The organism is Pseudomonas sp. Z1-12, assembly GCF_051132015.1.
GTDB lineage: Bacteria > Pseudomonadota > Gammaproteobacteria > Pseudomonadales > Pseudomonadaceae > Aquipseudomonas > Aquipseudomonas zanjanensis.
The window spans coordinates 2241935-2261290 of sequence record NZ_CP071647.1; the positions used below are offsets into that span (position 1 = coordinate 2241935).

The 19356-nt window shown below is 63.0% G+C and carries 18 protein-coding genes and 1 pseudogene; 5 read left to right on the forward strand and 14 right to left on the reverse strand.

Annotated features, from left to right (window positions below; all coding sequences use genetic code 11):
* Positions 1-56: 56 nt before the first annotated feature.
* A complete protein-coding gene (locus J3P85_RS09980; RefSeq protein ID WP_058544045.1) occupies positions 57-761 on the forward strand; it encodes a YebC/PmpR family DNA-binding transcriptional regulator in 705 nt (234 codons plus the stop codon).
* 183 nt (positions 762-944) lie between these two features.
* Here J3P85_RS09980 and J3P85_RS09985 read toward each other — a convergent pair whose 3' ends face one another.
* The 8 genes from J3P85_RS09985 to J3P85_RS10020 form a co-directional block, all read right to left on the reverse strand.
* Entirely contained in the window at positions 945-2270 is a 1326-nt protein-coding gene (locus tag J3P85_RS09985; protein ID WP_434705664.1) for a leucine-rich repeat-containing protein kinase family protein, read from the reverse strand.
* A 240-nt stretch (positions 2271-2510) separates the two neighbouring features.
* Positions 2511-3572: an ABC transporter substrate-binding protein gene (locus J3P85_RS09990; RefSeq protein ID WP_434705665.1), complete on the reverse strand. Its 1062-nt coding sequence runs from the start codon at positions 3570-3572 to the stop codon at positions 2511-2513.
* Positions 3573-3590: 18 nt separating this feature from the next.
* Positions 3591-4706, reverse strand: coding sequence for an NAD(P)/FAD-dependent oxidoreductase (locus J3P85_RS09995; protein ID WP_434705666.1), 1116 nt, complete (start codon positions 4704-4706; stop codon positions 3591-3593).
* Positions 4703-6058 carry an FAD-dependent oxidoreductase gene (locus tag J3P85_RS10000; RefSeq protein WP_434705667.1) on the reverse strand — a complete coding sequence of 452 codons (1356 nt, stop codon included), beginning with the start codon at positions 6056-6058 and terminating at the stop codon, positions 4703-4705. The genes J3P85_RS09995 and J3P85_RS10000 overlap by 4 nt, the downstream gene beginning before the upstream one ends.
* A 301-nt stretch (positions 6059-6359) precedes the next feature.
* The gene (locus tag J3P85_RS10005) at positions 6360-6650 is read right to left on the reverse strand and encodes a (2Fe-2S)-binding protein (protein WP_186710006.1); all 291 of its coding nucleotides are present in this window, start codon (positions 6648-6650) and stop codon (positions 6360-6362) included.
* A gap of 7 nt (positions 6651-6657) precedes the next feature.
* A complete protein-coding gene (locus tag J3P85_RS10010) occupies positions 6658-7452 on the reverse strand; it encodes an ABC transporter permease (RefSeq protein ID WP_434705668.1) in 795 nt (264 codons plus the stop codon).
* A gap of 6 nt (positions 7453-7458) precedes the next feature.
* Positions 7459-8328 (reverse strand): ABC transporter permease, encoded by an 870-nt coding sequence (locus J3P85_RS10015; protein WP_186710009.1) that lies wholly within the window; start codon positions 8326-8328, stop codon positions 7459-7461.
* Positions 8325-9350, reverse strand: a complete 1026-nt coding sequence (locus J3P85_RS10020; RefSeq protein WP_434705670.1) for an ABC transporter ATP-binding protein — start codon at positions 9348-9350, stop codon at positions 8325-8327. The genes J3P85_RS10015 and J3P85_RS10020 overlap by 4 nt, the downstream gene beginning before the upstream one ends.
* A 246-nt stretch (positions 9351-9596) precedes the next feature.
* On the opposite strand from J3P85_RS10020, the gene J3P85_RS10025 reads away from it, so the two are divergent.
* Positions 9597-10433 carry an IclR family transcriptional regulator gene (locus tag J3P85_RS10025; protein WP_434705671.1) on the forward strand — a complete coding sequence of 279 codons (837 nt, stop codon included), beginning with the start codon at positions 9597-9599 and terminating at the stop codon, positions 10431-10433.
* Positions 10434-10575: 142 nt separating this feature from the next.
* Here the strand turns inward: J3P85_RS10025 and J3P85_RS10030 are convergent, their stop codons facing one another.
* Positions 10576-11328 carry an anti-sigma factor family protein gene (locus J3P85_RS10030; protein WP_434705672.1) on the reverse strand — a complete coding sequence of 251 codons (753 nt, stop codon included), beginning with the start codon at positions 11326-11328 and terminating at the stop codon, positions 10576-10578.
* Entirely contained in the window at positions 11325-11831 is a 507-nt protein-coding gene (locus tag J3P85_RS10035; protein ID WP_250965206.1) for a sigma-70 family RNA polymerase sigma factor, read from the reverse strand. The genes J3P85_RS10030 and J3P85_RS10035 overlap by 4 nt, the downstream gene beginning before the upstream one ends.
* A gap of 168 nt (positions 11832-11999) precedes the next feature.
* Here J3P85_RS10035 and J3P85_RS10040 point away from each other — a divergent pair, with 168 nt between their 5' ends.
* Complete coding sequence (locus J3P85_RS10040; protein ID WP_434705673.1) at positions 12000-13082, forward strand: catalase family peroxidase; 1083 nt, start codon at positions 12000-12002, stop codon at positions 13080-13082.
* The gene (locus J3P85_RS10045) at positions 13079-13615 is read left to right on the forward strand and encodes a cytochrome b (RefSeq protein ID WP_434705674.1); all 537 of its coding nucleotides are present in this window, start codon (positions 13079-13081) and stop codon (positions 13613-13615) included. The genes J3P85_RS10040 and J3P85_RS10045 overlap by 4 nt, the downstream gene beginning before the upstream one ends.
* A 172-nt stretch (positions 13616-13787) precedes the next feature.
* Here J3P85_RS10045 and J3P85_RS10050 read toward each other — a convergent pair.
* Positions 13788-14938, reverse strand: a pseudogene (locus tag J3P85_RS10050) (M14 family metallopeptidase).
* Between the two features lie 492 nt (positions 14939-15430).
* On the reverse strand, positions 15431-15772 hold the full coding sequence (locus tag J3P85_RS10055) for a DUF6124 family protein (RefSeq protein ID WP_434705675.1): 342 nt from the start codon (positions 15770-15772) through the stop codon (positions 15431-15433).
* Between the two features lie 130 nt (positions 15773-15902).
* Between J3P85_RS10055 and J3P85_RS10060 the strand changes: the two genes are divergently transcribed.
* The gene (locus J3P85_RS10060) at positions 15903-16550 is read left to right on the forward strand and encodes a LexA family protein (RefSeq protein ID WP_434705676.1); all 648 of its coding nucleotides are present in this window, start codon (positions 15903-15905) and stop codon (positions 16548-16550) included.
* Between the two features lie 29 nt (positions 16551-16579).
* Here the strand turns inward: J3P85_RS10060 and J3P85_RS10065 are convergent, their stop codons facing one another.
* Both J3P85_RS10065 and J3P85_RS10070 read right to left on the reverse strand, forming a co-directional pair.
* Positions 16580-18529: an acetyl/propionyl/methylcrotonyl-CoA carboxylase subunit alpha gene (locus J3P85_RS10065; protein ID WP_434705677.1), complete on the reverse strand. Its 1950-nt coding sequence runs from the start codon at positions 18527-18529 to the stop codon at positions 16580-16582.
* A complete protein-coding gene (locus tag J3P85_RS10070) occupies positions 18526-19344 on the reverse strand; it encodes a gamma-carboxygeranoyl-CoA hydratase (protein ID WP_434705678.1) in 819 nt (272 codons plus the stop codon). The genes J3P85_RS10065 and J3P85_RS10070 overlap by 4 nt, the downstream gene beginning before the upstream one ends.
* Positions 19345-19356 lie beyond the last annotated feature (12 nt).

The following is a 19356-nucleotide window of genomic DNA, read 5'->3' on the forward strand; positions in this document are numbered from 1 at the left end:
TTGCGCCACAGCGCCGGCCGGCAGATGTCTCGGCGCGTCAGACAAGAGAGTGAGTAATGGGCGCACAGTGGAAGGTTAAACACAAAGAAGCGGCTGCCAACGCCAAGGGCAAGATCTTCGGCAAGCTGGTGAAGGAAATCACCATTGCCGCACGCAACGGTGCTGATACCGCGACCAACGCGCACTTGCGGCTGGTGGTCGAGCAGGCGAAAAAGGCCTCGATGCCCCGCGAGACCCTGGAACGTGCGATCAAGAAAGGTTCTGGCCAGCTCGGTGAAACCGTGCAATACCACCGCGTCACCTACGAAGGGTTCGCGCCGCACCAGGTGCCGCTGATCGTTGAATGCGTGACCGATAACATCAACCGTACCGTGGCCGAAATTCGCGTCGCCTTCCGCAAGGGTCAACTGGGCGCCTCGGGTTCGGTGGCGTGGGACTTCAACCATGTCGGCATGATCGAAGCCGCGCCGGACAGCCCGGATGCCGATCCGGAAATGGCCGCCATCGAGGCCGGTGCCCAGGATTTCGAGCCGGGTGAAGAAGGCGCGACGTTGTTTATCACCGACCCTGCCGACCTCGATGCGGTACAGAAGGCCTTGCCGGAGCAGGGCTTCACCGTGTTGTCGGCCAAGCTGGGCTACCAGCCGAAGAACCCGGTCAGCGGCTTGACCGATGAGCAGATGGCCGAAGTCGAAGCCTTCCTCGAAGGCCTCGACAATCACGATGACGTGCAGGACATGTTTGTCGGGTTGGCGGGGTAAGCAGTACGCCCTGTGGCAAGGGGGGTATTCCTGGGGGCCGCTCATTCTGTGGGAGCAAGGCTTGCCCGCGATGAAAACAACGCGGTCTCTGAGAAAACGAGGTGTCCGCATCGCGGGCAAGCCTTGCTCCCACAGATAAATCCCCTCGCCACAATAGGTGGTGTGTTTGTTTGGGGGGCTGGTTTAGTCGATGTGTTTGAACTCGCTTAGCAAACCTTCAATCTCATCGAACCCCGGCCGTGCCAACACCTCCGGCTGACAGCAGCGCGCCTGCAAATCCTGCAGCCATGCAATATCCTGTGCCGCGAGCGCCGGTTCGATCCGCGCCAGCAATTCCCCCAGCAGAATCCCGAAGGCCCGCACCTCGATGCGTTGCAGTGCGCGGGTTTGCAGGTTATCCGTGATGGCGTGGAACGACGCCGCGCCAAAATCGCCCAGCAGGCAATCGCCCTGGTCATTGCACAGGATATTGTGCCCGTAGAGATCGCCATGGGTGATGCCTTGGCGGTGCAGGTGCGCCGCCGCCGAGGCGATGCCGTGAGCGATGCGCAAGGCCGCCGGTGCGCTCAGGCGCAGATCATCGGCATACACGTCGCGGCTGCATGACGCCAGGCTCGGCAGCCCGGCGAGGTTGCGGTAGCTGGGCTCGATCAGTGCCATCACCAGGCCGGCCTGTTGCTCGGGGTGCCCAGCGACCTGGCCCAATACGTCGATCAGGTTCGGGTGTCGACCGGCCGTGATGCAGGCATGCATTTCATGCAGGGGCGAGCCGTCGCTGGTCATCTGGCCTTTGTACAGCTTCACGGCGACGTTTCGCGCCACCCGGCCGAGGGCTTGCCAGAGCGCCTGGTGAATCACCCCGGATGCGCCTTCACCCAGTGGTTGTTGCAGCGCCAGTTGCGACCAGTCGATAGGCACAGTGGTATTCAGGGCCGCCGCTTCCGCCTGGGCTTCCAGCGGGTTGCCGGCGTAGGCCAGCCAACTGAGGCTCGGTAGCTCCAACAACCATTGCGGCAGTTCGGTCAGTTGATTGGCGGCGATGCGCAGCAGTTCCAGGCGATGACACTGGCCCAGGCTCGCCGGCAACTGCTGCAAACGGTTACCGGCCAGCATCAGTTTTTGCAGGTGCGGGCGTTGGCCCAGCTCGTCGGGCAACTTGTCGACATCGTTATCGGTCAGGATCAACCAGCGCAGCCTTGGCGGCAGCGCGGCGCCCGTGACACGGGTGATGCGATTGGCCTTGAAACCAACCATGGTCAAAGCGCTGCAACGGCCCAGGCATTCGGGCAGTTCGGTGAAGCGGTTATCCGAGCAGAACAGCACACGCAGGTGGGGCAGCCGATGCAGGTCGTCGGGCAGCGCGTCCAGCTGATTTCCGCTGAGGTTGAGGATCTCGAGGGAATCGGCCAGCTCGAAGATTTCCCGGGGAAACTCCGTCAAGCCGCAGGCCAGGTCCAGCCGGGTAATCCCCGAGAGCTGGCCGGCGCGTAGTTGGGCGAGGGTGTGCATGGGAGGGTTCGCTGTTGATCAAGGGGCGGGCACAAATACTGAAACCAGCACAGAACCTGTGGCGAGGGAGCTTGCTCCCGCTGGGCTGCATGGCAGCCCCAAAAGCGGCCATGCAATCAGTCTGACACACCTTGGTGTCAGGTTTGGGGTCTGCTTCGCAGCCCAGCGGGAGCAAGCTCCCTCGCCACAGGTGATCAGCCTGGTTTGTGAATCGGCCGCATGATAACTGCAAAGCGTGTCCTAGCGCTCGACACTGCGGTTCCAACGGGCGTTCCAGGCCGGGCGTTGTTCGTTGACCTGGTCCCAATCCACGGCAATCGCTGTCTCCAGGTATTGCTTCATCGCCTCTACCTGGCCACGGGTCTTGTCGGTGGTCGGGGTGTTGGGGTTGGACGGAATCTGGTCGCCTTCTTCCAGGGCGATGGCCTGGGCTTGCGGGGTGAGCAGGAACTCTGCAAGTTTTTGCGCCAGTTCCGGCTGGGTGTTTTGCGCGATGGCGCATTCGGCGACGTTGAGGACCACGGCGCCTTCCTTCGGCTGGGCATATTCCACCGGCATGCCTTTGAGTTTCAACGCGGTCACCTGGGTCGGCGTCAGCGGGAATAGCGCGGCTTCGTCGGTCTGCAGCATTTCGGATATCTTCGCCGAGCTTGGGATGTACTCCAGCACGTTGCGGCCCACCGTGTTCGGCCACGCCTTGAAGCCCGGCTCGACGTCGGTTTCGCTACCGCCCTGGATCCGGTTGAACATCAAGAAGCCGTGCAGGCCGAAGGTAGACGAGGCCATCGACTGGAACACCACTTTGTCCTTGAAGCGCGGATCGGCCAGGTCCATCCAGGAGGTGGGGGTATTCCAGCCTTTTTCCTTGAACAGCCGGGTGTTGTAGGCCAGCCCCGTCACGCCGAGGCTGACTGCCACGGCCTGATCCTTGATGCGTCCCTTGGCCGGGATCTGCGCCAGGGTCGGGCTGTCCTCGAGTTTGTCGCACAGCCCCATCGCGATGGCGCGGTACATGATGCCGTCATCGAGGAACATCACGTGCATCTGCGGGGTGCCCTTGCTGGCCTGGACTTTCGCCAGGATGTCGGCGGAGGTGCCGGGCACGATGACCACTTTGACGTTGTTGGCTTTCTCGAAAGCCGGCAAGACCTTGTCGGCGTAGAGCCGCTCCATGGTGCCGCCGTTCATGCCCAGGTAAAGCGTCGGCTCGGCCAACGCCTGGGTGACCGGGAGCAGGGCGCCCAGGCAAGCGGAACCCAGCGAGCAGAAACCGAACAGTGCACTGCGTTTGACGTTATTCATTGGCGCGACCTTCCTCTATCAAGCAACGGAGATGGAGTGAAACCGGGTGATGGAAAACGCATCCAGCGGCGTGGACGAAGCCCCGCTGCAGATGATCTCGGTGAGCGCTTGGCCCACCGCCGGGCCGATCTGGAAGCCCGCGCCGGCAAAGCCGAACGCGTGCAACAGACCGGGCTGGGTGCTGCTGTGGCCGATCACCGGTTGGCGATCGGGCAGGTAGCCTTCGGTGCCGCTCCAGGTACGAATCGCCTGGGCGCCTTGCAGAAACGGGTAGAGCTCGACGGCCTGGCGCAGGATGTCCAGCACGGCGTTCTGGCCGGGCCGGGCGCGAGCGGCATCCAGCGCAAAACCTTGGCCGCCTCCCAGCACGCAATTGCCGCGCGAGACCTGGCGGGCGTAGATGCCACCGCCCTCGACGCCAGTGCTGGCATCCATGACCAAGGGCAAGGGTTCGGTGACCAGCATCGCCGGGTGCCCGGCGTGCATCGGCACCGCTTCGCCAAATTGCGCGGCGAACTGGCTGGCCCAGGCACCGGCGCAGTTCAGCAGCCAGGGCGCGTGGAACGTCAGGCCCGTTGCGGTGCGTACGACAAAGCGCTGGCCCTCGTGCTCAACATGGCTGACGGCGCATTGTTCGTGGACTTGCGCACCCTGTCGGCGCGCGGCTTGGGCGAAGGCTGGCGACACCAGGCGCGGATTGGCATGGCCGTCTTCCGGGCACAGCGACGCCCCGACCGCGACGGTGCCGACCCACGGAAAGCGCGCGCGCAGGGCCGTGCGATCAAGCAGTTGCAGGTCCAGGCCAAAGCCTTGGCTGGCGGCGGCATAGTCGTGCAGCGCTTGCAGGTCTGCGGCACTGCGAGCCAGCTTCAAGTGGCCGCTACGCTGGTACTCGCCGTCGATGCCGATCAACTGGGGCAACTGGCGCCAGATTTCATGGGCCCGTTGCGACAAGGGCAATTGCGACAGCGGCCGACCCTGGCGACGTACACCGCCGTAGTTCACGCCGCTGGAATGCGAGCCGCAGAAGTCGCGCTCCAACAGCGCCACCCGGCGTCCGGCCTGGCTCAGGAACAGCGCCGCCGAGGCGCCGACGATACCGCCGCCAATGATCACCGCATCCACTTCGATCATGGCTCGACCTCCAGGCCGAACGGTACGGGCTTGATCGGCGCTTGGGCCCGCAAGCGGCCGATGCTGGCGATGGCGCGGCCGCTCTCGCAGGCAATGATTTCCGCGGCGGCGGCACCGCACATCCGTCCCTGGCAACGCCCCATGCCGACCCGGCAATGGGCCTTGACCCGATTGATTTCCCAATGGCCTTCGTTCACCACGCGGCGGATATCGCCGACGCTGACTTCTTCGCAGCGGCAGATCATCAGTTGATCGGCGGCATCGGCAGCCCAGTGTTCAGGAAAGGCAAAGGCGCGCTCCAGGCCTTCGCGGAACCGGCCGATGCGTTCAAGGGCTTGTTCCAGTTGCGTGCAACGCCGTGGGTCGGTGGCGTAGCCGAGGTCTTCAAGCAAGGCCAGGGCCGCCCGTTCACCGGCCAGTTCCGCCGCGTCGGCGCCCATGATGCCGGCACCGTCACCGGCCAGATAAATCCCCGGCACGCTGCTGCGTCCGGCGCGGTCCCGTTGGGGCAGCCACGCGCGATTGAGCGTGTTCCAGGTGAAGTCGCAGCCCAACAGGTCGGCCAGTTGGGTTTCGCTGCGCAAGCCGTGGGCGAAGGCCACCGCGTCACAATCGAGTGTGTGTTCGCCGCTTGCGTTGCGCCATGCCAGCGACTGCACCCGGCGTTCTCCTTCGACACGCGCCAGGCTCGCCCCTTGATGCACGGCGATGCCATGGGCGGTCAGCCAGGCGCGGTAATACAGGCCTTTGGCGAGGGTGGTCGGTTGAACCAGCAGGTCGGGCAGGGCGCGGACCTGGGCGCTAAACGGTGAGCTGTCGAGGACTGCGACCACGTTGGCGCCGGCTCGGGCGTATTGATAGGCCACCAGGTACAACAACGGGCCGCTGCCGGCGAACACCACCCGTTCGCCGATGGCGCACCCCTGGAACTTCAGGGCGATCTGCGCCGCGCCCAGGCTGTAGACGCCGGGCAGGGTCCACCCCGGCACGGGCAGGACCCGGTCGGTGGCGCCGGTTGCGACGATCACGCCGGCGTATTCGAGGCGATCGGCGCGGCCTGCATGCAAGGTATCGAGCAGGCCGGCCTCGGCATTCCACACCAGGGTATCGGGACGGTAATCGAGCTGTCCGCGCAATTGGTCGAGGGTCTGGTGGATGGCGTTGGCCTTGTGTGCTTCGAAGCCATAGAGCTTGTCCGGCGGGCGCTTGAAATTGGCCGGTTGGCGTCGATAGATCTGCCCGCCACCGCGGGCGGCTTCGTCCAGCAGCACGGGGTACAGGCCGTGGGCGACCAGGGTCTGCGCGGCACGGATACCCGCCGGGCCGGCGCCGATGATGGTTATCGGTTTCATCGCCACCTCATGGGCAGGGCCGGGGGATTTGTGTTGTTGTCGAAGCCGTCATCGCGAGCAAGCTCGCTCCCACATGGGATTGGTTGTGGATGCTGGTTTTGTGAGCGCTCCAGTTCCCTTGTGGGAGCGAGCCTGCTCGCGAAGACGGCGGCACATCCAACGACGGTTTCAGCAGGCAGACCGCTTTCGCGAGCAGGCTCGCTCCCACATTGGCTCGGTTGTGGATGCTGATTTTGAACACGCCGCAGTTCCCCTGTGGGAGCGAGCTTGCTCGCGATGAGGCCGTGCCAGTCGACACTGTTCATACCTGGCGCCCCGGTTCGCGGCTGATGTGCTGTCCGGCTTCGAGCAAGGTCGAGCAGGCGCGGACGCGGCGGCCGTCGCCCAGGCGCACCCAGCAATCCTGGCAGGCACCCATCAGGCAGAAGCCGGCCCGGGGTTCGGCACTGAAGTCACTGCCGCGCAAGTGTTCGCTGCAGGTCAGCACGGCGGTCAGCAGCGTGTCGCCCAGCAGGCCGGTGGCAGGCTGGCCGTCGAGGATAAAGTCCAGGGCCGGGCGGTCGCCTTCGGCCAGTCGTTTCAGCAGTGCCATGACACCCTCATTGTTTGCCTACCAGGACCCGATCCAGGCCATAGACCCGATCGAGCAGAATCATGGTCAGTGCGGTGAGCCCGATGACCAGCGCCGACACTGCCGCCATCATCGGATCGATGGATTCGGTGGCGTACACGTACATGCGCACCGGCAAGGTTTGCGTGGCCGGCGAGGTGACGAAGATCGACAGCGTGACCTCATCGAAACTGTTGATGAACGCCAGCAGCCAGCCTCCGGCCACGCCCGGCAGGATCATCGGCAAGGTGATTTGCCGGAACAGCGTGAAGCGTCCGGCGCCCAGCGATTGCGCGGCCTGTTCGGCGCTGCGGTCCAGGCCGATGGCCGAGGCCAGCACCAGGCGCAGCACATACGGCGTGATCACCAGCACATGGGCGAAGATCAGCCAGGCGAAGCTGCCGTTCACGCCCATCAATGCAAACAGGCGCAGCAACGCCACCCCGAGCACCAGGTGCGGAATGATGATCGGCGACAGGAACAGACCGTTGAAGAAGTCCCGGCCCGGAAACTCGAGCCGGGTGATCGCCAGGGCCGCCGGCACCGCGACCAAGGTCGCCAGCGAGGCCGCGCAGAACGCCAGGACCAGGCTGTTGTAGAACGCGTCGACAAAATCCGCCCGCTCGAACACCGCGCGGAACCAGCGCAGGGAAAACTCGGTGGTCGGCAGGCTCAGGGTGTTTTCCGGAGTGAAGGCGACGAGGCAGACCACCACCAGCGGCGCGAGCATGAAGATCACCACCAAGGCGTGGAATAACAGCGCGAAAGGACCGTTTCTAGACATGACCCATTACCCCAATGACTTCTTGTAGCGGCCTTCGATCATCCGGTTCCACGACAGCATGATCAGCAGGTTGAGCAGCAGCAGCGCGACGGCAATGGCCGCGCCCATCGGCCAGTTCAGCTCCGACAGGTACTGGTCGTAGATCAACGTGGCGACCATCTTCAAGCGCCGTCCGCCGAGCAGGCCGGGAATCGCAAAGGAGCTGGCGGCGAGACCGAACACAATCAGCGTGCCGGACAACACGCCGGGCATGATCTGCGGCAGTACCACCTTGCGGATCACCGTGAACTGGCTCGCCCCGAGGGACAGCGCGGCCTGCTCGGCGGCCGGGTCGAGTTTCTGCAGCGAGGTCCAGACCGGAATGATCATGAACGGCAACATCACGTGGACCAGGGCGATGACCACGGCGAACGGCGTATAGAGCAGCTTCACCGGCGCACCGCCGAAGGCTTGCAGGGCCTGGTTGACCAGGCCGTCGGCGCCGAGCAAGAGGCTCCAGCCGAACGCCCGCACCACCACCGAAATCAGCAGCGGCGTGAGGATCAGGATCAGGAAAATCGAGCGCCACGGTGCGCCCATGCGGCTGAGAATGTACGCCTCGGGCACGCCGATCAGCACGCACAGGAGGGTGGTCAGGGCGCTGATCCAGAACGTGCGCAAAAAGATCTCGTAGAAGTACGGATCGCCCAACAGGCTGGTGTAGTGCTCGAAGGTGTAGGCATCGCCGTTGATGCCCGAGCTGTAGTCGAATACGTTGAATGACAAGACCAAGGTCAAGCCCAAGGGAATGACCAGCAAGCCCAGGTACAGGGCCAGCGCCGGCGCGGACATCAGGTAGCCTTGCCGGCCGCGGCGCATCGCATCGATCAGCTTCATGCCGGTACCTCGTCCGCGCTCAGCACCCGCAGCAGCGCCGGATCCCAATCCAGGCCCACCGCCGTGCCTTCGGCCAGGGGCGCCGAGCCATCGTTGCGGCGCACCACGCAGAGTTCACCCAGGCGGGTGGAGACGCCGTACAGCCATTGGCTGCCGAGAAAGAAGCGGCTGGTGAGGGTGCCCTGCAGTCGGCCTGAACCGACTTCGCACAGGTCGATTTTTTCCGGACGCAAACTCAGGGTCAGCTCGCCCTCGGCCGGGCTGCAGGCTTGAACCATACCCGCGCTGTCGCGCCTGCCGGCCAGCAGGTTGGCTTTGCCGACGAAACCGGAAATGAACTCGGTGCGCGGATGCTCGTAAAGGGTGTACGGCGCGTCGATCTGGGTGATGCGCCCGGCCTGCATCACCACGACCCGGTCGCTGATCGACAGGGCTTCGGATTGGTCGTGGGTCACCATCAGCGTGGTGATGCCGACTTCGCGCTGGATGCGGCGTATTTCGAACTGCATCTCTTCGCGCAAGTTGGCGTCGAGGTTGGACAGCGGCTCGTCGAGCAACAGCACTGGCGGTTCGATCACCAGCGCCCGGGCCAGTGCCACGCGTTGGCGCTGACCACCCGAGAGTTCGCGTGGGTAGCGGTCGGCGTGACGGTCCAGGCGAACCAGTTTCAACACCCGGTCCACCCGTTGTTGCAACTCGGCGTTGGCCACTTTGCGCATGCGCAGGCCGAAGGCGACGTTGTCCTTGACGGTCATGTGGGGGAACAGCGCGTAGCTCTGGAACACCACCCCCAGGCCGCGGCTGGCGGGCTTGGCGTGGGTGATGTCACGGCCGTCCAGCAGGATGCACCCGCTGCTGACTTCGACGAAGCCGGCGATCATCTGCAAGGTCGTGGTCTTGCCGCAGCCGGAAGGCCCCAGTAGCGAGACGAACTCGCCTTTTTCCACCGACAGATAGGTGGCGACCACGGCGTCGATATCGCCGTAACGTTTGCCAAGCCCTTCAAGTTGCAAAAAAGCCATCGCTGCGCTCCACCTGGGATTGTTATGCGTCGCCGCAAGGCGCGCTTTTTTGTATGGGCAGATACGAAAGGGTGCTGCTGGGGTGCGTTGGCGCTCGACCTCAAGTCGGCTGCCGCTGTTGTTCGAATCGCCCCTGTATGGACGAAGAGTAGGACGAAGAATAGGATGGGCTCAATGGACTATTTCACTGAAGAGAAGACTATTTTCAATTTCATTCAATGGATAAATTTAACAATGAGAAAGTAGATGAATGATTCCACTGATCGGAATAATGAGAGAGGCGAAGTTGGTGTCGGCGCAGTCTCCAGGCTGTTTGCCGTGTTGCGCAGCTTGGGCGACACGGTGGAGGGCGGTGAGCGGGTGACGCAACTGGCCCAGCGCATCGGCCTGTCCCAGCCCACCACGCATCGCCTGCTGCGCAGCCTGATGGACGAGGGCATGGTCGAGCAGGACGCGCGCAGCAAACGCTATCGCCTGAGCCTGGATTTTTTCGCCCTGGCGGCCCGGGCCGGGAACACCGGCAACCTGCGCGAGCTGGTGCGCCCGGCCATGCTGCGGTTGTCGGCGTCCTTGGGGGACTCGCTGTTTTTGCTCGCCCGCAGTGGTTTCGATGCCATCTGCCTGGACCGCAGCGAGGGGCCGTTTCCGATCCGCACATTCACTGGCGACATCGGTGGCCGCGTGGCGTTGGGCGTGGGGCAGGGCAGCCTGGCGATCCTGGCGTTCCTTCCGGAAGAAGAGCGCGACACGGTGATTCAATACAACCTGCCGCGGCTCAAGGATTTCCATTTGTACGACGAAGTTTTCCTGCGCACGGAAGTGGAGAACGTGCGCGCGCTGGGCTACGCCGGACGCAACACCGGCGTATTGCAGGGCATGGCCGGGGTGGCCGTGCCGATTCTCGATCGTGAAGGTCGGGCTGTGGCGGCCTTGAGCGTGGCCACCGTGAGCGACCGGTTGGGCCCCGATCGCCTGCCGACGGTGGTGGATATGCTCAAGCGCGAAGCGGCGCTGATCGGGCCGCGGATCAACCCGTTCGACCCGTTGCTGCGAAGGCCTTCGCAGGTGTTTGGGCAGGGGTGAATACACTCTCAAGAGCAGCTTGTATCCCCTGTGGGAGCGAGCTTGCTCGCGATGGCGGTGGTTCAGTTAGAAATGATGTCGACTGATACACCGCTATCGCGAGCAAGCTCGCTCCCACAGAGATTCCCACAGGGTAGGGGGTTCAGAAATTCAGGGTCTGCTTGAGCCGCTGCGTCGTCGGCGTATCACTCGGTATGACCATCGCATAGTTGTAGCCCGGCCCGGACCAGTACTCGGCCTGCAGCTCGCCATCGCGGCGACTGCCCCGGGGCAGCAGGAAATTCTTCGGGCCGGGAGGGCGCACGTAGAAGCTGATCTTCTGACCGCTCGGATCCTGATAGACCACCATCGCCGCCGCGCCTTGCTCGGTGCTGAGCAAGCGCCCGCTGACCGGCTTGAACCCGGCGCTGGACAGGTCGGGCAACCGGTCGGCCTGGGTGAAGTAACGGTCGAGCCAATCTTGCATGTGCTGTTCGTCGCCGCTCTGGTAGTCGGCTGGGAGGATGCCCTGCTGAGCAATCAACCGGTACGCCTGCAGGGCATCGCCCATGGGAGCGGCGGCACTGAGCAGGGTCATCTGCCGCGCCTGCCAGCCACTGAAGCCACCCACGCTGACGGCCAGCAGCAACACCGCGGCGTTGGCCAGGTGGCGGCGGGAGCGATGTTTCAGGCGCTGGCGAATCATGGCCGGGTCGAGGTCCGGGTTGGATGGCTGTTGCAAGGCGCCGCTCAGGGCCGTGCGCAGGTGCTGCGTGTCCTGTTGCCAGGCGCGGACCCGGGCGGCGACTTCAGGCTGGTTGGCCAGGTAGGTCTCGACCAGGCGCTGGTCGGCTTCGCTCAGTTGACGATCGACGTAGGCGTGCAGGTCGCTGTCGCTGGGGGGCATGCTGATCATTTGAGTATCCGCAGGGTGGGGCGGGTGATTTCGCCATCGCTGAGTTGGCGCAGGGCCTGGCGGGCGCGGGACAGGCGCGACATCACCGTGCCGGTCGGTACGCCGAGGATGTCGGCGACTTGCTGGTAACTCAAACCTTCCACCGACACCCAGAGCAACAGTGCGCGCTGTTCCGTCGTGAGCTGATCGAAGGCTTGCAGGGACGATTGCGCGATCACGCTGCGCTCGGCCGAAGGGTGGGCATCGTCGCGGCCAGTGAAGAACGCCAGCATGCGCGCATACCGTCGGGAGCGGCGATGGCCGTCGAGAAACTGCCGATACAGGATCGAAAACAGCCAGGCCCGCAGATCGCCGTCCGGGCGCTTGTCGTTCCATTTGGACAACGCCCGTTCCAGGCACATCTGCACCAGGTCGTCGGCGTTGCTCGGGTTGCGCGTCAGCGACACGGCAAAACGCCGTAGCCTGGGGATGAGTTCGCGCAACTGTTCGTCAAGTGCGTTCATGAAAGTGTGGCTTCTGTAGGCAGTCACTGCGCCGGGACTGGAAAGACGCCCCGCGAACGAGATTATTCCAGTGCAGGAAAAATAAATACGAGGCGTGGGAATAAACCTGGCGGGCCTTCGTCTGACGGGTCCTTTCCAACGAACGGCCTCGTGCCCTGGAGCTTTCTCATGGTTGATCCTTCACCCTCGTCGAGCCGGCGGCCCTTGAGTGCCGCCGCCCTGACCCTGCGCCTGAGCGGCATCGCGGTGATTGTTGCCGCGCTGGCCGGGGCATTTGCCTACGTCAATGGCAGCCTCGACCCGCAGCGCTTGACGCCGGACGCGCTGGTCAATGTCCTGGAAAAAAACAATGGCATGCATCCGGGCTTTCGACGCAACCACTCCAAGGGTGTCTGCGTCGCGGGTTATTTCCAAAGCACGGGCGAGGCCAGCGCCTATTCCAGTGCCCAGGTGTTCACGCAGCCGCAGACGCCGGTAGTCGGGCGTTTTGCCTTGCCCAGTGGCAACCCCTATGCACCAGACGGCAGTGTGCCGATTCGCAGCCTGGCGCTGCGTTTTACCCAGGCCAACGGCCAACAATGGCGCACCGGTATGAACAGCATGCCGGTGTTTCCGGTGGGCACGGTCGAAGCGTTCTACCAATTTCAGCAAGCCCAGTCGCCGGACCCTGCCACTGGAAAACCGAACCCTGCGGCCGTGCCGGCGTTTTTTGCCGCGCACCCCGAAGCGGTGCCGTTCCTGCAATGGATCAAGACCGCCAAGCCGTCGGCCAGCTATGCCACCGAAACCTACAACGGCATTAACGCGTTCTATCTGGTCAACCCCGCTGGGCAGCGCCAGGCCGTGCGCTGGGGCGTGGTGCCGCTGAGCCAGGACGCAGCCGATGCGCCGCCGCCCCAGGGCGCCGACTTCCTCGAACAAGACTTGGCGAAGCGTCTTGCCGCCGGGCCGTTGCGTTGGCAGTTGAACATCACCCTGGCCAACCCGGGGGATCCGGTGAACGACGCCAGCAAGGCCTGGCCCGCTGACCGCAAGGTGGTCAATGCCGGCACGCTGGTGCTGGAGCGCACCCAGGCCCAGGACAACGGCGAATGCCGCGACATCAACTACGACCCGCTGGTCCTGCCCCAAGGGATCGAAGGTTCTGACGATCCGCTGCTGGTCGCGCGCTCCGCCGCCTATGCCAGTTCCTATCTGCGCCGTACCAGCGAAGTGAGCCAATTGCCCGCTACCCAGGAGTCCCGCCCATGAGCGCCCCTCGTCACTTTGTTCCGCTGGCTCGACTGCTCCACTGGCTGATGGCACTGATGATCATCGCCATGCTGTTTATCGGCGCAGGCATGGTTGCCTCGGTGTCCGAACGCCATGAATGGCTGCTGCAATTGCACAAGGCATTGGGGATCGCGATTTTACTGCTGGTGATCGTCCGCCTCCTGGTGCGCTTTACCACTCGTCAACCGCCGCTGCCGGCCGATCTGCCGGGCTGGCAAGTGCTGGCGGCAAACGCCTCCCATGTGTTGCTGTACGCCTTGATGCTGATCCTGCCGCTGTTGGGCTGGGGCATGATTTCGGCGGCGGGGGACCCGGTTATGCTCAGCGACTCGTTGCAACTGCCTTCGATCCTGCCTGCCCACGCCCAGACGTTCGCGCTGCTGCGCAAGGCCCATGGGTACCTGGCTTATTTGTTGTTCGTGACCGTGCTGGTGCATCTGGCGGCGGCGCTGTTTCACGCGTGGGTGCGCCGGGATGAGGTGTTGGACAGTATGTTGCGCGGCAAGGGCTGATGAACCCTGTGGCGAGGGAGCTTGCTCCCGCTAGGTGGCGCAGCCGCCCCAAATGGGCTGACGCAATCTTCCAGGCAGATTGCGTCAGCCGGTTTTACGACGGCTGCGCCGCCGAGCGGGAGCAAGCTCCCTCGCCACAGGTGTTCACCTTAGAGATGATCAGGTCGTTGGCTCAGCGCAATTCGTCAACCATGGCCTCGATGGTGCTCAACACATCCTTGCCCAGTTGCATCGAGCGTTTGCCGGACCAACCGGTGATCGGGTTCGGGTGGTCGTTGTGGTCCTTGAATGGCATTTCCAGGGTCAGGGACAGGCAGTCATATTTCTGCCCGACTGCATTACAGGCCAGGGTCATGTTGGCCTGGCCCGGTTCGTCGCGGGTGTAGCCGTGAGCGGTCTGGAAGTCTTTGGTCTGGTGCTTGAGTTGGCTGCGAAAGCGCTCTTCGAGCTCGGCGATGCGTGGCGTGTAGCCCGGGTTACCCCACAACCGGCGGTGAAGACGTGGGGGATTTCCTCATCGCCGTGCGCATCGAGAAACAGATCGACGCCATACTTTTCCATTTGCTGCTGGACGAAAAAGACCTCAGGGCTGATTTCCGGACTGGCATTCTGCCAGGCACGGTTGAGGTCCTGGCCCATGGCGTTGGTCCGCAAATGACCATGGAAGGCGCCGTCCGGATTCATGTTCGGCACCAGGTACAAATCGGCCTTGGCGAGCAACCGGTTCAGTTGCGCATCGTCATGCTGTTGGAGGCGTTCGATCACGCCTTCCATGAACCATTCGGCCATGTGCTCGCCGGGGTGCTGCTGGGCGATGATCCAGACTTTGCGCCGGCCTTCGGCGCCGCTGCCCTTGCGCAGCAGTTGAATGTCCCGGCCTTCCACGCTTTTACCGACGGCCAACAGCTCGGTGCCGGCCTTGTGCTGCGCCTGTTCGATCAGCCAGTCATGACGGCCACGGCTGTAGGGTTCGAAGTAGGCGAACCAGGCGTGGGGTTGTTCGGCCTCCAGGTGAAAGCGCAGGGCGTCGCCTTCAAACTGGGTCGGAATGCGGAACCAATTGACGTGATCGTAGGAGGCAACGGTCTGGTAGCCCGTCCAGGCCTTGTTATAGGACGATTGACTGGCGTTGAGCAGGCGGAAGGAATATTCCTGGCCGACGTGCAAGCCGCTGGCCTTGAAATGGAACCACTGGAAATGGGCGCTGCGGGTGTCGGGCCTGATCTTGAGCAACGACTGCAACGGGTTGCTGATGTCGACGACCTCGATGTTGCCGCTGTCGAAATTGGCACTGATATCAAAGGAAGATTTAGCCACGGTCACGGTTCCTGGAAAGGATTTACATGACCGTTACTTTACACGCAAGAAAGGCGAAACCGGGACGATTTGCATCAGGTAACGGAGGGGGCGTCCTCCCTGGACGCGAAGCCAGCTTAGAGAGTCTGCAATTGATTCTCAAGTGCTGGTTGTCGATAGTTTCGCCTGTGTGGCGAGGGGACTCTTGTAAACAGATATTCATTTGTTATGATCGCGGCCATCGAATTGGCAGCACCCTGAAAGACTTCATTAGCCTGAAGACATAAGCCGAAAAATCGGCAAAAAAAGACCCGGCAAAAAGCCGGGTCAAAAACCGTGATTAGCCTGATGAGGAGATATTCCAGAAGTCCGACCTAAGGTCTTCTGGCCTATCGACTGATCTCGCGATCAGCTGATGCAATAATAATCATTATCATTTGGAAGTCAAATGATTTGATCGCATCGATTGGAAATTTTTCTCTTCGTCCGCATTCGCGACGACATTCCAAAGGGTTACCGCTAGCGAGTAGGGTAGCCATCCAGGGATCGGTCAAGCATCACCTTGACCAGATCGATCATGTGTACCACCGAAAACGCCAGGTCACGACTCGAACCTTCCAACTGGCTGGCCGACTCATGGGCGGTCGCCGCTGCGCAGCGCAACAGGTCGCAGGCGTGGACAAGGGCTTCTTCCGCGCTGACGCTGCGGCTGACCTCGAAGAAGCGATGTTCTGTCTGGGCTGGTGAAACACCTGGTTTCAAGTAGTAGTCGAGGGCGCGTTTGGCCGCCGGGCAATCCTGCAGCGAAGGGAATGTACCGTCGAAAGGGCTGCTGGGCTGGTCTTTATTGGGTGTGTCCATGGTGATGAAAATCTCCGTGTGTGGGGCTGAACTCCTGATTCCAGAATAGTACTTACCGTAATTGTGACGACAATTTAAATACTACAATTTGTGTTTTGAGGGTCGGGGTCACCCACGTATCGTGCCGCACATGGATAAATGGATAGAGTTGGTCAAGGCCAAGATGAAGGAGCTGCACATCACGCAAGTGGTGCTTGCAGAGCGGTTGGGCATGTCCCAGGGCGGCGTCGGCCATTGGCTGACCAAGCGCCGGCAGCCCAGTGTCGACGACATGAACCGGGTCCTGCGGGAGCTGGGGCTGGAGTTTCTGGAAGTGGCGATGGTGATCCGCGAGCCGGACACCTCCACCGAAGAAGGCATGGCCCTGGCGCAGAAGTACAACCCGTACTTCCGCTACCCGGTCAGTGAGTGGCACGAGGTGGGCGAAGTTCGTGAAGGTGATCCTGGCGCTTACAGTCAGGCGCGCTACGAACTGACGGACTACCACGCCCTGGGCGATGCATTCTGGTTGGTGGTGGTGGGCGACGCGATGACCGCACCCAGCGGGTTGAGCATTCCCGAGGGCATGTCGATCCTGGTGGATCCGGCCATCGAGGCGGTGCCCGGCAAATTGGTGGTCGCCTGCCTACCCGGCAGCAGTGACGCGACCTTTCGCAAATTGATCGAAGAGAGCGGGCAGCGTTACCTGGTTCCGCTCAATCCGACTTACCCGAAAAACCTGTACACCGAGCGATGCCGCATCATCGGTGTGGTGGTGCAGGCCACCATCAGGTTCTGACTGGATCGGCCCGGGGAACGGGCCGATGCCTATTCTTCGAACGCCACCAAGGCACTGCCTTCGTTGACCATTTCGCCTTCCTGGCAGTACAGCGCCTTGATCACGCCAGCCTGGGGCGCACGAATGCTGTGCTCCATTTTCATGGCTTCCAGCACCACCAGTTGAGCCCCGGCCTCCACGGTCTGGCCGACATTCACCAATACCCGCACGATACTGCCGTTCATGGGCGCCACCAGGCCGCCTTGATGGCTGTGGCTGGCTTCGGCGGCGGCCAATGGGTCGTACAGGTCGATCCGGTGCAGGTCACCTTGCCATTGCAGGTACAAGCTGTCGTCCTGGCGAATGGCCCGATGGCTGCGGCGCAGGCCGTGGTGCTCGATCGTCAGTTGCTCACCCTTGAGTTCCGCGCAACAGACGGTGCTGTCCAGCGTCAGTGCGCGATCCTGGCCTTCGCAGTTCAGGTGCAAGGTGGTTTCCCTGGGCAGCCCCAGACGCAACCCGGTGGTGCTGGCCCAGGGTGAGTCGGCATCATCGCCGCGTACACGCGGGGTCAGGCTCAAGGCGAACCCTTGGGCGGCGGCGAGCCAGAACGCGTCATCCAATTCGCCGGGCTCTGGCAGTAATTGCGTTTGGTAACGTGGGATAAATCCGGTGTCCAGTTCCGCCGTTGCGAAGGCGGGGTGGGCGATGATCCGTCGCAGGAAGCCGATGTTGGTCTTCAGCCCGCCAATGGCAAATTCGTCGAGCATACTCAACAGTCGCAAGCGCGCCTGCTCGCGGTCTTCACCCCAGGCGATCAGCTTGCCGAGCATCGGGTCGTAGAACGGCGAGATTTCATCGCCTTCTTCAACCCCGCTGTCGACTCGCCGCCCCGGCCCCTCGGCCGACTCGCGATACAACGCCAGCCGCCCGGTAGCGGGCAGGAAATCGTTGGCCGGGTCTTCGGCATACAACCGCACTTCGATGGCGTGGCCGCGCAGCGGTACTTGCGCCTGAGTGAGCGGCAATGGCTCGCCTTGGGCGACGCGAATCTGCCAGGCCACCAGGTCCAGTCCAGTGATCGCTTCGGTGACCGGATGCTCGACCTGCAACCGGGTGTTCATTTCCATGAAGAAAAATTCGCCCCGGGCATCCAGCAGGAACTCCACCGTACCGGCCCCGACATAACCGATCGCCTGGGCCGCGCGCACGGCGGCTTCACCCATGGCCCGGCGCAGTTGCGGGGTCAGGCCGGGCGCGGGGGCTTCTTCCACGACTTTCTGGTGGCGGCGCTGGATCGAGCAATCGCGCTCGTTGAGGTACAGGCAGTTGCCGTGTTGGTCGGCAAATACCTGGATTTCCACATGGCGCGGCTTGAGCAGGTATTTTTCCACCAGCATCCGTGAATCGCCGAACGAGGACAGCGCTTCACGCTGGGCCGAGGCCAGGGCTTCGGCCAGTTGGCTGACGTCTTCGACGACTTTCATGCCCTTGCCGCCACCGCCGGCGGTGGCCTTGAGCAATACGGGGCAGCCGATGCGCTCGGCGGCGTCGCGAAAGGTCTCCAAGTCCTGGGCTTCGCCGTGATAGCCGGGCACCAGCGGCACGCCGGCGGTCTCCATCAAGGCCTTGGCCGCCGATTTGCTGCCCATGGCGTCGATGGCCGAGGCCGGTGGGCCGAGGAAGATCAGCCCGGCGTTTTCAATCGCCCGGGCGAACCCGGCGTTCTCGGACAGAAAACCATAACCGGGATGGATGGCTTGGGCACCGCTGGCTTTGGCCGCGGCGATCAATTTATCGATTTGCAGATAACTGTCGGCAGCCTTGCTGCCGCCCAGGTCCACACGAATGTCGGCTTCACGGCTGTGGCGGGCATCACGGTCGGTGGCGCTGTGGACGGCAACGGTGGTCAGGCCCATGGCCTTGGCGGTGCGCATCACGCGGCAGGCGATTTCGCCGCGATTGGCCACCAGCAACGTGGTGAGGGCAGGGGCGCTCATCGACGCGACTCCTTGTTATTCGATTCGGCTTGCCAGTTCGGTGCACGCTTTTGCAGAAAGGCCCGCAGGCCTTCCTGGCCCTCCGGGCTGACGCGGATGCGGGCGATGGCGTTTTCGGTATAGCGTCGCAGCGCCGGGGTCAGGGCGCCGTTGCCGACTTCACGCAGCAGTTCCTTGCTGGCGCGCATGGCCGCCGGGCTGTTGAGCAACAGGTTGTCGATCCACTGTTCGACCTGCTGGTCCAAGGTCTCGGCTGGGTAACTGTCCGACAGCAAACCGATTTCTTTCGCACGTTGCCCGTCGAAGCGTTCTGCTGTCAGGGCATACCGACGCGCCGCCCGCTCGCCGATGGCTTGCACCACGAACGGGCTGATCACCGCCGGCGCCAGGCCAATGCGCACTTCCGACAGGCAAAACTGTGCTTCATTGGCGCCAATGGCCATGTCGCAGGCACTGATAAGCCCCAGCGCGCCACCGAACGCCGCACCCTGGACGACGGCCAGCGTGGGGATCTTCAGCTTGGCCAGGTTGTACATGAGCTCAGCCAGTTCCCGGGCGTCGTCGAGATTGGTGTGGTAGTCGAGCTCGGCCGATTGCTGCATCCAGGCCAGATCGGCGCCAGCGCTGAAATGCTTGCCGCGACCGCGGATCAGCAGGAAACGCAGGTTTGGATCGCTGCCGACGTGATCGAGGGCGAGGATCAGTTCGCGGATCATTTCGGCGTTGAACGCGTTGTTCTTCGACTCGCGACTGAGCCACAGGGTGGCGACGCCCCGTGGGTCGGTGTGCAGTTCGAGGGTGTTGAAGTTTTCCATGGTCATTCCCCG

Bases quoted from the DNA above. Each gene is read 5' to 3' on its own strand.
- J3P85_RS09980 (WP_058544045.1), top strand. From the start codon at position 57: ATGGGCGCACAGTGGAAGGTTAAACACAAAGAAGCGGCTGCCAACGCC.
- J3P85_RS09985 (WP_434705664.1), bottom strand. From the start codon at position 2,270: ATGCACACCCTCGCCCAACTACGCGCCGGCCAGCTCTCGGGGATTACC.
- J3P85_RS09990 (WP_434705665.1), bottom strand. From the start codon at position 3,572: ATGAATAACGTCAAACGCAGTGCACTGTTCGGTTTCTGCTCGCTGGGT.
- J3P85_RS09995 (WP_434705666.1), bottom strand. From the start codon at position 4,706: ATGATCGAAGTGGATGCGGTGATCATTGGCGGCGGTATCGTCGGCGCC.
- J3P85_RS10000 (WP_434705667.1), bottom strand. From the start codon at position 6,058: ATGAAACCGATAACCATCATCGGCGCCGGCCCGGCGGGTATCCGTGCC.
- J3P85_RS10005 (WP_186710006.1), bottom strand. From the start codon at position 6,650: ATGGCACTGCTGAAACGACTGGCCGAAGGCGACCGCCCGGCCCTGGAC.
- J3P85_RS10010 (WP_434705668.1), bottom strand. From the start codon at position 7,452: ATGTCTAGAAACGGTCCTTTCGCGCTGTTATTCCACGCCTTGGTGGTG.
- J3P85_RS10015 (WP_186710009.1), bottom strand. From the start codon at position 8,328: ATGAAGCTGATCGATGCGATGCGCCGCGGCCGGCAAGGCTACCTGATG.
- J3P85_RS10020 (WP_434705670.1), bottom strand. From the start codon at position 9,350: ATGGCTTTTTTGCAACTTGAAGGGCTTGGCAAACGTTACGGCGATATC.
- J3P85_RS10025 (WP_434705671.1), top strand. From the start codon at position 9,597: ATGAATGATTCCACTGATCGGAATAATGAGAGAGGCGAAGTTGGTGTC.
- J3P85_RS10030 (WP_434705672.1), bottom strand. From the start codon at position 11,328: ATGATCAGCATGCCCCCCAGCGACAGCGACCTGCACGCCTACGTCGAT.
- J3P85_RS10035 (WP_250965206.1), bottom strand. From the start codon at position 11,831: ATGAACGCACTTGACGAACAGTTGCGCGAACTCATCCCCAGGCTACGG.
- J3P85_RS10040 (WP_434705673.1), top strand. From the start codon at position 12,000: ATGGTTGATCCTTCACCCTCGTCGAGCCGGCGGCCCTTGAGTGCCGCC.
- J3P85_RS10045 (WP_434705674.1), top strand. From the start codon at position 13,079: ATGAGCGCCCCTCGTCACTTTGTTCCGCTGGCTCGACTGCTCCACTGG.
- J3P85_RS10055 (WP_434705675.1), bottom strand. From the start codon at position 15,772: ATGGACACACCCAATAAAGACCAGCCCAGCAGCCCTTTCGACGGTACA.
- J3P85_RS10060 (WP_434705676.1), top strand. From the start codon at position 15,903: ATGGATAAATGGATAGAGTTGGTCAAGGCCAAGATGAAGGAGCTGCAC.
- J3P85_RS10065 (WP_434705677.1), bottom strand. From the start codon at position 18,529: ATGAGCGCCCCTGCCCTCACCACGTTGCTGGTGGCCAATCGCGGCGAA.
- J3P85_RS10070 (WP_434705678.1), bottom strand. From the start codon at position 19,344: ATGGAAAACTTCAACACCCTCGAACTGCACACCGACCCACGGGGCGTC.